General features: G+C 64.4%; 9 protein-coding genes. 3 read left to right on the top strand and 6 right to left on the bottom strand.

Going from position 1 to position 13094, the window contains the following annotated elements; genetic code table 11:
- Positions 1-74: 74 nt before the first annotated feature.
- On the bottom strand, positions 75-755 hold the full coding sequence (locus BLQ92_RS21095) for a PspA/IM30 family protein (protein WP_090686470.1): 681 nt from the start codon (positions 753-755) through the stop codon (positions 75-77).
- A gap of 363 nt (positions 756-1118) precedes the next feature.
- A complete protein-coding gene (locus BLQ92_RS21090; RefSeq protein WP_090686469.1) occupies positions 1119-1721 on the bottom strand; it encodes a plasmid mobilization protein in 603 nt (200 codons plus the stop codon).
- Between the two features lie 436 nt (positions 1722-2157).
- Between BLQ92_RS21090 and BLQ92_RS21085 the strand changes: the two genes are divergently transcribed.
- Both BLQ92_RS21085 and BLQ92_RS21080 read left to right on the top strand, forming a co-directional pair.
- Complete coding sequence (locus BLQ92_RS21085; RefSeq protein WP_090686468.1) at positions 2158-4647, top strand: penicillin-binding protein 1A; 2490 nt, start codon at positions 2158-2160, stop codon at positions 4645-4647.
- Between the two features lie 301 nt (positions 4648-4948).
- Positions 4949-5827: a lipid A biosynthesis lauroyl acyltransferase gene (locus BLQ92_RS21080; RefSeq protein WP_090686467.1), complete on the top strand. Its 879-nt coding sequence runs from the start codon at positions 4949-4951 to the stop codon at positions 5825-5827.
- 54 nt (positions 5828-5881) lie between these two features.
- Here the strand turns inward: BLQ92_RS21080 and BLQ92_RS21075 are convergent, their stop codons facing one another.
- Genes BLQ92_RS21075 through BLQ92_RS21065 form a run of 3 tightly spaced genes read right to left on the bottom strand, consistent with a single transcriptional unit; the run spans position 5882 to position 11783 of the window.
- Positions 5882-7510: an efflux transporter outer membrane subunit gene (locus tag BLQ92_RS21075; protein WP_090686466.1), complete on the bottom strand. Its 1629-nt coding sequence runs from the start codon at positions 7508-7510 to the stop codon at positions 5882-5884.
- A 2-nt stretch (positions 7511-7512) separates the two neighbouring features.
- On the bottom strand, positions 7513-10641 hold the full coding sequence (locus tag BLQ92_RS21070) for an efflux RND transporter permease subunit (RefSeq protein ID WP_090686465.1): 3129 nt from the start codon (positions 10639-10641) through the stop codon (positions 7513-7515).
- On the bottom strand, positions 10638-11783 hold the full coding sequence (locus BLQ92_RS21065; protein WP_090686564.1) for an efflux RND transporter periplasmic adaptor subunit: 1146 nt from the start codon (positions 11781-11783) through the stop codon (positions 10638-10640). The genes BLQ92_RS21070 and BLQ92_RS21065 overlap by 4 nt, the downstream gene beginning before the upstream one ends.
- Before the next feature lie 214 nt (positions 11784-11997).
- Between BLQ92_RS21065 and BLQ92_RS21060 the strand changes: the two genes are divergently transcribed.
- Positions 11998-12621, top strand: a complete 624-nt coding sequence (locus BLQ92_RS21060) for a TetR/AcrR family transcriptional regulator (protein WP_090686464.1) — start codon at positions 11998-12000, stop codon at positions 12619-12621.
- A 74-nt stretch (positions 12622-12695) separates the two neighbouring features.
- On the opposite strand, the gene BLQ92_RS21055 is transcribed toward BLQ92_RS21060, so the two are convergent.
- Complete coding sequence (locus BLQ92_RS21055; RefSeq protein WP_090686463.1) at positions 12696-12908, bottom strand: hypothetical protein; 213 nt, start codon at positions 12906-12908, stop codon at positions 12696-12698.
- Positions 12909-13094 lie beyond the last annotated feature (186 nt).

Genomic DNA, 13094 nt, shown 5'->3' with positions numbered 1-13094 from the left:
ATTCTCCGCTGTGACACGCAGCGCCGCACGATTGCCGGCGCTGCGTCACATCCGGTGCACTGCTTGACGACGCCTTACTGGGCCGGCGTGTTCAACTGCTTCTTCAACGCTTCGAGGCGATCTTCGACCGACGGGCCGCGATTCAGATCGGCGAGCTTGTCGTCGAGCGCCTTGCCGCTTTTGACATCAGCGGAATTCAGGCGGGCGTCGGAGCGCGCATTCGACAACGCCACCTTGTCTTCGAGCTTCTGGAAGTCTTCGGACAGATTGCGTCCGCCGATGCCGCCGAGCGCCGTTGCTGCGACGTCCTTGGCCTGGGCGATCTGCTGCTTGGCCTGCAGGATGTTCGAACGGGCGTTGAGGTCGTTGCGGCGGCCGCGCATGTCGTCGATCTGGCTCTTCAACTGATCCACCGAGGGCTCGAGCGTGGCGAGTTCCTTCGAGAGCGCATCGCGTTCGGCTTCAGCGGTGGCCTGGGCGCCGAGCGCCTCACGGGCGAGGGCTTCGTCGCCCGACTGCAGCGCGCGCTTCGCGCCGTCTTCGTACTTCTTCGCCTTGTCGGCGGCAACGTCACGCTTGCTTTGCTGAGTGGCGACCTGCGCCTGAATCTCGATCAGCGAGTTCTCTGCCTTGGCGATGCTGTCGTCGAGTTCGCGCACGATCTGACGCGAGTCGCGCGACGGGTCTTGCACGGAATCGGCAGCGTCGTTCAGAAGACCTTTAAGCGTGCGCGAGATGCTGTCAATTAGCGACATGAATACCTCCGTAGAATGAAATCGGCGCTGAGTTCCTGGCGCGTTCAACCATTTACCACAACCAGTTTACGCTGCCGTGCGCACTATTGCGCGGGCAACCGCTGCGGAAGTCGGGGCACGAGCGCGAATTGCAATAGCGGCATCGTAAATTGTTCGACTACCGCGCGGCGCACCTCGGAAGGTTTGCGGGAGAGGCAAGCCAGGCGGGCTCAGCGGCTGGCGGATATTACACCACGAGCTCTCTTAAAACCGCCTTAAAGATTCGCTTCACAAGGATTTCGAACGGCAATTGCGCGTGATTGCGCCTTTAACCCGGCGGAATATTTCAAGGTTTGTAAAGCGCGCAGCGAATTGCACCATGCTTCAGGCGAAGCGCCCGTCTTCCGCTGTCGGGTCGTTGCGTGGGTCGTCCTCGTCGGGCGTGGTTTCGATACGCACGCGCCGGCGCGGCACGAGCGCCGCAGGGGGCGGCTGCACGACGGGTGCGGCGAGCGCTGACGTTTCGTGCGGCGGGGCAATCGATGCGGCCTTGGCCGCCGCGACGCGTGCCACCGCCTCGGCTTCCGCCAGCGCCTGTTCTTCTTCGGGCGTGCGCACCAGCGCGGCGAGCACGTCGGCGGGCAGCAACGGGGGCGTGGCCGCCTGCGCTGCGTCCGGTGTCTCCGCCGCCTCGGGTACTGCTGTCGCGCCATCCGTCTTGAGCACGGCGGGCAGGGCGGCGCGCGCGTGCCGGGTGCCGCGTGCGACCCGCTCCAGCGCGGCGTTGAGCGCGTCCGGCTCGCGCGGTGCGCGCAGCCTGTCGACGATGCTCGCCGCCTTCACCTGCTCGCTGGTCGCGCCGAAGCTCAGCACCGCGCGCCGCATCAGCTCGCTGATACTGATACCGAGCTCCTCCGCACTGGCGGCAATGGCGCGTTTCTGGGCAGGTGTAACGAATACGGCGATGCGTTCGCTGGGCTTGTTCATGGTCTGCTCGCGTACTTGTTGGCGTCGAACGGCTGATTTTGCGCGCGGCCGCGCTTTCCCCGCGCGACTGGTCCATCATAAGGCGAGTTGCTTCGCTGCGAAACGGGCTTCGCATGAAAATCCCGTGACATCAAAGGGTTGGACCACTTCCGGCGCGCTTGTCCACAGGGCTTTCAACAATTTCTGTGCATAACTCCGCGGCGAGCCGCGCGGCCAAGCCGCAGTGGGCTTCGGGGCGGCATCTCGAAGGGAATTCTTACAAAAAAATCGTCTTGGGCTACGTCCGATTTCTTTAAAATGCGCTGTTACGTTGCGCGAGGCCCCTTTCGGGCCTGATCTATCCGGGCGCGCTGTACGGCCAGCCGGGGTGTTGAGCCGTGCGGCAGTGGTTGCCGCCCGCCAAGAGGCGCGTCGTCATGCGCCAACTATTCGAGTCATGCCAATCATCAAACGACCGCAATCCTCAAATTCTCCGGGTGGTGCAAACCGGGAACCCTACTACGGCAACGGCAACCCAGGACGCAACGATGCTGCGCGAGATGAACCGCGCCGCCGTTCGCTGGGCGCGCGTATCGCGTTGACCTTCGTTGGCCTTGTGGCGACCATCCTGGTCGTCGGGGCGCTGATCCTGGGCTACGCGCTCGTCGTGATGGGGCCGCAACTGCCGTCGCTCGACGCGCTTACCGACTACCGTCCGAAGGTGCCGCTGCGTGTCTACACCGCGGACCACGTGCTGATCGGCGAGTTCGGCGAAGAGCGGCGCAACCTCGTGCGCTTCGCCGACATTCCGGACCAGATGAAGAAGGCGGTGTTGGCGATCGAAGACTATCGCTTCTACGAGCACGGCGGCGTCGACTTCGTCGGCATCCTGCGCGCCGGCTCGGCCGACCTGTTGCATGGCGGCGCCTCGCAGGGCGCCAGCACGATCACCATGCAGGTGGCGCGCAACTTCTTCCTCTCGAGCGAGAAGACCTACACGCGCAAGATCTACGAAATGCTGCTCGCATACAAGATCGAGCGCGCGCTGACCAAGGACCAGATCCTCGAGCTGTACATGAACCAGATTTATCTGGGCGAGCGGGCCTATGGTTTTTCGGCGGCTGCACGCGTGTACTTCGGCAAGGATCTGAAGGACCTGTCGCTTGCCGAATGCGCGATGCTCGCGGGCCTGCCGAAGGCGCCCTCGGCGTATAACCCGGTGGTCAATCCGAAGCGCGCGAAGATCCGTCAGGAATACATTCTCAAGCGCATGCTGGAACTGAAGTACATCACGCAGGATCAGTACGACGCTGCGGTGAAGGAAGAGATTCACACCAAGAACCCCGGCAACGAGTACAGCGTGCACGCCGAGTACGTAGCGGAAATGGTCCGGCAGATGATGTACGCGCAGTACAAGGACGAAACCTATACGCGCGGCCTGAACGTGATCACCACGATCGACTCCGCGGATCAGGACGCCGCCTACCATGCCGTGCGCAAGGGCGTGATGGACTACGAGCGCCGCCACGGCTATCGCGGGCCGGAAGGTTTCGTCGAACTGCCGGCGCCGGGCGACGATCGCGATCAGGCGATCGACGATGCGCTCACCGATCACCCGGACAACGGCGAGATCGTCGCTGCCGTGGTGACGGCGGCGAGCCCGAAGGAAGTGCAGGCGCAGTTCCTCGACGGCACCCAGGCCACCATCAACGGCGACGGCCTGAAATTCGTGGCGACCGCGCTGAGCGCACGGGCTACGGCCGCGCAGCGCATCAAGCCGGGCTCGATCGTGCGTCTGGTCGCCGACGACAAGGGCAACTGGCAGATCACACAGTTGCCGCAGGTGGAAGGCGCGCTGGTGTCGCTCACGCCGCAGGACGGCGCGATTCGCGCGCTGATCGGCGGCTTCGACTTCAACAAGAACAAGTTCAATCACGTGACCCAGGCATGGCGCCAGCCGGGTTCGAGCTTCAAGCCGTTCATCTATTCGGCCGCGCTCGACAAGGGTTTGGGACCGGCGACGATCATCAACGACGCGCCGCTCTATTTCCCGCCTAGCTCGCCGGGCGGCGACCCGTGGGAGCCGAAGGACGACGACCAGCCGGACGGTCCGATGCCGATGCGTCTCGCGCTCGAGAAATCGAAGAACCTGGTGTCGATCCGTATTCTGTCGTTTATCGGCACCAAGTACGCGCAGGACTTCGTCACGCAGCGTTTCGGCTTCGACGCCGACAAGACCCCGCCGTACCTGCCGATGGCGCTCGGTGCGGGGCTTGTCACGCCGCTGCAATCGGCGGCCGGGTACTCGGTGTTCGCCAACGGCGGCTATCGCGTCAATCCGTACCTGATCGCCGAAGTGACCGACGCGCGCGGCGAACCGATTTCGAAGGCCCAGCCGGTGACAGCGGGGCGCGATGCGCCGCGTTCGATCGATCCGCGTAACGCCTACATCATGAACAGCCTGCTGCATTCGGTGGCGACGGCCGGCACCGGCGCCGGCACGAACGTGCTGAAGCGTTCGGACCTGCAGGGCAAGACGGGGACGACGAACGACGCGAAGGACGGCTGGTTCGCCGGCTACCAGCAGTCGCTGGTGGCAGTGGCGTGGATGGGCTATGACCAGCCGAAGAGCCTCGGCAGCCGCGAATTCGGCGCGCAGCTTGCCTTGCCGATCTGGGTCGACTACATGGGCCGCGCGTTGCGCGGCGTGCCGCAGGCCGAGCCGGCGATGCCGGATACGGTTGCCAGCGTCGACGGCGAGCTGTTCTACTCGGATATGACGCCTGGCAATGGCTTCGTTGCCAGCATCGGCCTCGATTCGGCCAATCCGCTCGCCGGTGCGAGCGATGCGGTGGGCGGTGTCGGTCCGGCAGGCATGACGCCGCCAACCGTGACGACCAACGAGAAGCAGCAGATTATGGACCTGTTCGAATCGAACAAGCCCTGACGTTTCAGGTGGGGTGGCCGGGCCGCAGCCGCTTGCGCGGACGGCCAGCCTCCCGCTGGCGCAGCATCAAATACGCTGTAATGTAATTTCTACCGTATGACGCCCCGAGCCGGTCAAATCCGGTTTACTATGCGTATCTAATTTGTAAACTCCCGTCTTGCGGCAACGCGAGATATCCCGCTTTCTCACCTTGGCGCAGCGCGGTACCCGGTTTCGACGCGCGCGCATGTCACTTCGCCCCGGCCGCTCAGGTGTGCCGCCGACGAGGTGTTTGCTACACGCTCTCAACCGGGATTTTCCCTTGAAAAGCCGAATACTCATCTATCTGATGACAGGACTGCTGCGCGTCTTCGCGCTCCTGCCATACGGCGTGCTCGCGCGCCTCGGCACCGGCATCGGGGCGCTGCTCTACCGCATTCCGAGCACGCGCCGCCGTGTCGTCCATACCAATCTGAAACTGTGCTTTCCGGACATGAGCGAGGCGGAGCGCGAGCGTCTTGCACGCGCGCACTTTTGCCATGTGATTCGCAGCTATGTCGAACGTGGACCGCAATGGTTCGGCAATGCCCAGGCGATCTCGCGGCTGGTGGAAGTGGAGAGCGCGATCGACCTGGCAGAAGCGCATGCACGGCCGACCATTTTTGTCGGCTTTCACTTCGTGGGGATCGAGGCCGGCTGCATGATGTACTCGACGCGCCATCCGGTCGCTTCGCTATACACGCCGATGTCGAACGTGTTGTTCGATGAGATGGCCAAACGTCAGCGCGGCCGTTTCGGCACCGAGATGATTCCGCGCAGCGATAGCGTGCGCCGGGCCTTGCGTGTGCTGCGCGACGGCAAGCCGGTGATGCTCGCCGCGGACATGGATTTCGGTCTGCGCGACTCGGTGTTCGTGCCGTTCTTCGGGGTGCCTGCGTGCACGCTGACTTCGGTGTCGCGGCTTGCCAAGGCGGGCAACGCACGGGTTGTGCCGTTCGTCACCGAGGTGCTGCCGGATTATCGCGGCTACAAACTGACGATCTTCGAAGAACTAAGCGATTTTCCGTCTGCCGACAGCACCGTCGATGCGCGCCGGATTACCGAGTTCCTCGAAGCGCAGGTGCGCCGGATTCCGGATCAGTACTACTGGGTGCATAAGCGCTTCAAGCACCGGCCGGTGGGGGAGCCGGCGGTGTATTGATGACGTGGTAGTGGGGAGGCCAGGCCGCGAGCGCGCCCTGGCCATGCACCGCGCTTAGCCCGGTGCAGTGCCTTCGGACTTTGACGTCGAGATAGGCATCGAAGCGGCGGCCGCCGGAGCCCCTTGGGCGCTGGTTGACCCAGCAGTACCCTCAGTACCGGAGTCTCCCGGCGATCCTGCAGCACCCACAGTTCCCGCCGTTCCCTTAGTCGCCGAGGCACTCGCCTCATCCACCGGCGGCGTGCCCATCGCCTGAAACAGCGCCGCCGTATCGGTCAGGCGAGCCCCGGCAAGGCGGATCTCGTCGAGCTGCGCATTACGGAACTGCTGCTCGCTCGAACGCGCCGCCGACACCGGCACGGCACCAAGCCGATAGCGCGCCGCAGTCTCATCCGAAATTCCGTGCGCCGCCCGCGCCGCAACGTTCGCGGCATCGAGCGCCTGGGCGTCGTGTTCGAGCGCGGCCAGCGTATCGGCCACGTTCTGGAACGCGCTCAGCACCGTCTGCTTGTACTGCTCGGTGGTGGCGTCATAAGTGGCGAGCGCCGCACGGCGTTGCGCGAACAATGCCCCGCCATGAAAGATCGGCTGCGACAGCGAACCGGCCACCGCCCAGATCGCACCGGCACCGGAGATCGCCGCCGGCCAGCTAAAGCCGCCTTGACCCATCGAAGCCGTCAGCGACAAGCTCGGGTACATCCGCGCCGTCGCAACGCCGACGTCCGCTGCCGCCGCCTTCAGAGCGGCATCGGCGGCCCGGATGTCCGGACGCGCGCGCAGCAGTTCCGACGGCACGACCACCGGCACCTGCTCGGGCACATGCAATTGCGCCAGATCGAGATCGGTGGGCGCGGCATCGGGCGTGCGGCCGAGCAGCACCGCGAGCGCATGCCGCGTGGTGGTCCACTGTTGCTTCAAACCCGGCAAGCTGGCCGACAGCGACGCCGCGTTTTGTTGCGCGTTCAACATGTCGGCATGCGAGACCGCGCCGAGCGTGTAGCGCCGCGCCATGTCGCGCGCGTCGTCGTTGGCTAGTGTGACGAGCCGCTCGGTCGTGTCGATCTGCGCATGCAATGCGGCCGAGGTGATCGCCGCAGTGACGATATTGGCGGCCAGCGCGCGCCGCGCCGACTCCAGCTGGAACACCTGCACGTTCACACGCGACGCGAGCGCGGCGTTGGCAAGTCGCGACGCGCCGAACAGGTCGATCGTGTACTGCGCCTGCAACTGCCCGACGAAGGTGTTGTAGAGGAACGTGTTCGGTCCGGCTTCCGGAATCGCCAGTGCACGCTGCCGCGCCGCCTGGCCGTTAGCGTCGATCGTGGGCAGCATCGAACTGCCGATCTGCGCGTGCAACTGCTCGCGTGCGGCAGTCAGGCTCTTGTCGGTGGCTGCGAGCGTAGGGCTGTTGCGCAGGCCTTCATCGACCAGCGCGTTCAGGTCGTCCGACTGATAAAGATGCCACCACGTCGGCACCGGCTGCGCGCCCACCACGAACTGCTGGGTTACGCCTTGCGCGGGCACGGTTTCGGTGACCTGCGGCTCAATGCCGTAGTGGGCCGGTTGCGGCAGCGCCGGCGGGTTGCCGTTCGGTCCGAACGAGCAGGCCGCGAGCGCAAGGGCGGTGCCGCTCAGCGCCAGCGCGCGGGCGTGTCCAACACGTTTGAAGACAGGATTAGCCATGATCAATTTCCCGAGTGCAACGCGTGCGGTGCTTCTGGCGGCTCGCGTTCGTCGCCGCGCACCCTGAATGAGGCCGCGTACAGTGCGGGCAGGTAGAACAGCGTGAGCACGGTGGCGCTTGTGATGCCGCCCATCAGCGCGGTCGCCATCGGCCCAAAGAAGTTCGAGCGCAACAGCGGAATCAGCGCCAGCACGGCGGCGGCCGCCGTCAGCGTGATCGGCCGGAAGCGCCGTACGGTGGCGCCCACAATGGCGTCGAAGCGTTTGTGCCCGGCGGCGATGTCCTGCTCGATCTGGTCGACCAGAATCACCGAGTTACGCATGATGATGCCGAACATGGCGATCACCCCGAGCATCGCGACGAAGCCGAACGGCTGGCCGAACAGCAGCAGCGTCGCGACCACGCCGATCAGGCCGAGCGGCGCGGTCAGCACCACCATCAGCACGCGCGCAAAGCTCTGCAACTGGATCATCAGGAGGACCAGCACGGCGACGATCATGATCGGCATCTGCGCGTTGATCGAGGTCTGACCCTTGCCGCTTTCTTCGACCGAGCCGCCTATTTCGATGCGATAGCCGACCGGCAGCGTCGCACGGATCTGGGAGAGGGCCTTGTCGACGCTATGCGTCACGTCGATCCCCTGCGCGTTGGCCGTCACGTCCGACTGGACGGTGATGGTGGGTTGCCGGTCGCGTTCCCAGATCACGCCGTACTCGAGGTCGTAGCGCATGTGGCCGAGCGTGCCCAGCGGCACCGGACCGTTCGGCGTGGGCATGGCCAGCGTGACGAGCTGCGCGGGATCGACGCGTTCCGTCTTCGGCGCGCGCAGGTCGACGCTGATCAGCTTGTCGCGTTCGCGGTACTGCGTGACCGTATAGCCGGACAGCGTCATGGCGAGGAAGCTCGACACGTCGTCGGAGGTGACACCCAGCTCACGCGCCTTCTTCTGATCGATCTCGAAGCGCACCGAGCGCTCGGCCGGCTCGTCCCAGTCGAACTGCACGTTGGTGGTGCGCTGGTCGGCACGCATCGTCGCGGCGACGCGTTCGGCAATCGAGCGCACCGTGGCGATGTCGTCGCCGCTCACGCGGAACTGCACCGGATAACCGACCGGCGGTCCGTTTTCGAGGCGCGACAAACGCGTGCGGATTGCCGGGAACTGATTGCGCAAATCCGTTTCGAGCCATTTCGCGAGCTTCTCGCGATCTTCGACCGACTTCGCGGTGATCACGAACTGCGCGAAATTCGGCTGCTGCAATTGCTGGTCCAGCGGCAGGTAGAAGCGCGGCGCGCCGCTGCCGACGAAGTCGACCGAGTGATCGATTTCCGGACGGCCCACCAGCGCTTTCTCGAGTCGCTGCGCCTGGCGCAAGGTTGCCTCGAACGAGGCACCCTCCGGCAGCCGCACGTCGACCAGCAACTCGGGCCGGTCCGAACTCGGGAAGAACTGCTGCGGCACCAGCGAGAAGCCGAACAGAGCGACCACGAACAGTCCGACGGTGATCGCCAGCACCACGAAACGCCGCTCGATGCACCAGCTAATCCAGCCGCGCAAGCGCTTGTAGAAGCGGGTGTCGTAGATATCGTGCTCGTAGTCGTGCGCTTCGTGTGCCTGGCGCTTGCGCTCCGGCAGCATGTGATAGCCGAGCAGCGGAATCAGCACGACAGCGGCAAACCACGAGGCGATCAGCGCGATCGCCGAGACCTCGAAGATGGAGCGCGTGTATTCGCCGGTGCTCGATTTGGCCAGCGCGATCGGCAGGAAGCCCGAGACGGTGACGAGCGTGCCGGTAAGCATCGGGAACGCGGTGCTGGTGTAGGCAAACGCGGCGGAGCGGGCGCGGCTCCAGCCCTGTTCGAGCTTCACCGACATCATCTCGACCGCGATGATCGCATCGTCCACCAGCAGCCCGAGCGCGAGCACGAGCGTGCCGAGCGAGACCTTGTGCAGGCCGATATCGAACAGGTACATGAACAGGGCCGTGACGGCGAGCACGACCGGAATCGAGATTACGACCACCATGCCGGTGCGCACGCCCAGCGACACGAGGCTGACCACCAGCACGATTGCAATCGCCTCGGCGACCGCTTCCAGAAAGTCGTCGACCGACTTCGCCACCGCATGCGGCATGCTCGACACTTCGACGAGCTTGAGGCCGGCCGGCAGATACGAGCGCAGGACCGTGGACTCTTTGTCCAGCGCCTTGCCGAGCTCGATCACGTCGCCGCCGGGCTGCATCGTCACGCCGATGCCCAGCACCGCCTTGCCGTCATAGCGCATCTGGGTGGACACCGGATCGTCGTAGCCGCGCTTGATGGTGGCGATATCGCCCAAGCGGAACGAGCGGTTGTTGATGCGGATGAGCGTATCGGCGAGCGCGTTGACGTCCTTGAACTGGCCGGTCGGGCGCACGAAGACGCGGTCGTCGAAGGTCGTCAAGGTACCGGCCGCCGAGACGTTGTTCTGCGAGTTGATGGCCTGGGCGATCTGTTGCGGCGAGACGTTCAGGCGCGTCAACTGCGTGTTGGCGATCTCGATGTAGATGTGCTGGTCGGGGTCGCCGAAATAGTCGACCTTGCCGACGCCCGGTACGCGCAGCAGCACGGTGCGCAGTTCATCCGCGTAGTCGTGCAGTTGCGCGGGCGAGAAGCCGTCGCCTTCGAGCGTGTAGATATTGGTGTAGACGTCGCCGAACTCGTCGTTGAAGAACGGCCCCTGAATGCCGGGCGGCAAGCTGGAGGCGATGTCGCCGACCTTCTTGCGCACCTGGTACCAGGTTTCCGGCACAGCCTTGACCGGCGCGGAGTCCTTCATCGAGAAGAACATCAGCGATTCGCCGGGGCGCGAGTAGCTGCGCACGAAGTCGATATACGGTGTTTCCTGCAGCTTGCGGCCGATGCGGTCGGTGACTTCTTCCTGCACCTGACGGGCGGTTGCTCCCGGCCAGAAGGTGCGGATCACCATCACGCGAAAGGTGAACGGCGGGTCTTCGGATTGTGCGAGCTTCGTATAAGCGAGGATCCCGAACGCGGTGGCGAGTGCAATCAGGAACACCACCAGCGCCTGATGGCGCAGCGCCCACGCGGACAGATTGAAGCGTCCCTCTTCGTGTTCATGGGTTGTGCTCATGAAGCGAAGTCCTCGGGATGCAGCGGGGCGATCGGATGGACTTTCTCGCCGGCCGTGACGGTGTGCACGCCTTGCAGCACGACGCGCTCGCCTTCTTTCAGGCCGCCAGTAATCGCGACGGTGCGCTCGTTATAGCGCGTGACCTGCACGCGGCGCAGCTCGAGCATGTTGTCGCTGCCGCTCACGACCCATACTGCAGGGTCGTTGCCGTCGTGGAACAGCGCAGTAGACGGCAGTGTGTACGAGGCCGACGACTCGCTCGCAGCAGTGCCGGAGCTGAGCGCGACGTCGGCCGTCATGCCGAGCCGCACGTCGGGACCGGGATTGAGCAGCGTGAGGTTCGCACGATAGGTGCGGCTTTGCGGATCGGCTGCGGGCGACAGCTCGCGCACGCGGGCGCTGAAGGTGCGCCCCGGCAGCGCCGACATCGTGACCTTGGCGGTCTGGCCGAGCGCGAGCGCGGCGAGTGTGCTTTCCGGCACGTCGACCACCACGTCGACGTCGCCACTCCACGCGAGGTTATAGACGGCTTGGCCTGCCGACACGTTCTGACCCGTCTGCGCGTCTTCGGCGGTGATGACGCCGGCGTGATCGGCGGGCAGGTCGGTGTACTGCAGTTGATTCTTCTGCAATGCGGCTTGCTGCGCCGCCTGGTCGCGCTGGGCCAGCGCCGAGGCGTACGCGTTGGTGGTCTGTTCGAGCTGCGCCGCCGAGATCAGGTTTTCGTGCGCCTGCGCCTGGTCGCGATCCAGTTGCTGCTTCGCGTAGACGAGGCTGTGCTGGGCGGCGTCGAGTTGCGCCTGCGCACTGGCGGCGCTCTTTTGCGCATCCGCTGGGTCGAGGCGGGCGACGATCTCGCCGATCTTCACCGTATCGCCGAGCCGCACGCGCCGCTCGATGATCTTGCCGGCAATCCGGAACGACAACGGTGTCGAGTAGCGGGCCTGCACTTCGCCTGGCAGCGACGCCGACACCGGACTGCCGTCGGCATGCACCGCCACGGCGACCACCGGCCGCGGCGCGGGGGCTGCCGCCTCTTTTTGATGACATGCTCCCAGCATGACGAGACCGGCCAGCGCGAGGGCCTGGCCCACGCGGCGTGCGGGGGCGGAACGGGGATGCGGATGAGAGTGCTTGCGCATCGGATGCGACGCGCTACAACCGGGACGATTCACAATAACCCCAATCAGGAGACAGCGAGCGAACACGGCAAGCCGCAGCGGCTGGCCAGCGAGGCACGTTTGAGACAGCACGTGCAAAAGACTGTTGCTTTAGATGATGTGCTGCATTCTAATACACACCTGTATCCGAATGTATAGTCGTATGTGAATTCTTTCCGGTGCTAAACTAATCCGCATGAAACGCCAAAGACTCACACGCGAACAGAGCAAAGACCAGACGCGCCTGCGGCTGCTCGACGCCGCGCAAGCTATTTTTATGAAGAAAGGGTTCGTCGCAACGAGTGTCGAAGACATCGCTGAGGCGGCGGGATACACGCGCGGAGCGTTCTACTCGAACTTCGGCAGCAAGCCGGAGCTGTTCCTCGAGTTGCTCAGGCGCGACCACGAGGAGATGCAGGCGGCGCTGGAGGGCATCTTCGAAGAAGGGGCGACGCGCGAAACGCTGGAAGCACGCGTGCTCGCGTACTACAGCAATCTGCCGCGCGACGACAAATGCTTTCTGCTATGGATGGAAGCGAAGCTGCTGGCGGCGCGCGATAGCCGTTTCCGGGCGAACTTCAATGCATTCCTGCACGAGAAGCTGGAGCAGATGAGCGAATATATCCGCGCGTTTTCGGCGCGCGCGGGCACGCCGTTGCTGCTACCGGCGGAAACGCTGGCGATGGGCTTGATGGGATTGTGCGAAGGCGTGCAGTTTTTCCACACGATCGACCCGCGCAACGTCCCGGCCGAGACGGCAGAAGCGGTGCTGGCGGGGTTCTTCTCGCGCGTGGTGTTTGGGCGCGATGTGAAGCAGTGAGGTGAACCGGCGGCCTGGGCGTATTGCACGCCCGGGCACGCCCGGGTTACTCGTCTGAAGATTGAAATCCCGGCTTAGTCGACCGGGAGGTTGGCGCAGGCGTCCGTGACCGGCGAGGCGCAGACGAACGAATACTCGCCGCTCCATTGCAGCGCGGTCTTGCCGGCGTGCAGAACTTGCCGGATCTCGGGGTTGGTTTCGTAGGCGATGAAGGCAGAGCAGGCTACTGCAGACAACACGACCAGCGAAAACGCGATTCTTTCGAAAACCTGAAAACGATGTGGCATGGCGATATCTTCCTTTCGCCCTCAATCATATCGCAAATTAGGGTTTTCACCTAGTCCGTCAGAGGTCCCATTGGCCTGTGTTGGCACGCATTTTATTAGTGCGCAACCATGGTCGCCCAGCCGCCTTCGTGCCGCGAACTACGCGCAACTCCGTTTAATTCCACATGCATACCAAACTGACCGTTT

This window comes from Paraburkholderia phenazinium, assembly GCF_900100735.1.
Lineage (GTDB): Bacteria > Pseudomonadota > Gammaproteobacteria > Burkholderiales > Burkholderiaceae > Paraburkholderia > Paraburkholderia phenazinia.
The sequence above is the reverse complement of the archived record's forward strand: the minus strand, read 5'-3'. Positions and strand labels throughout refer to the sequence as shown.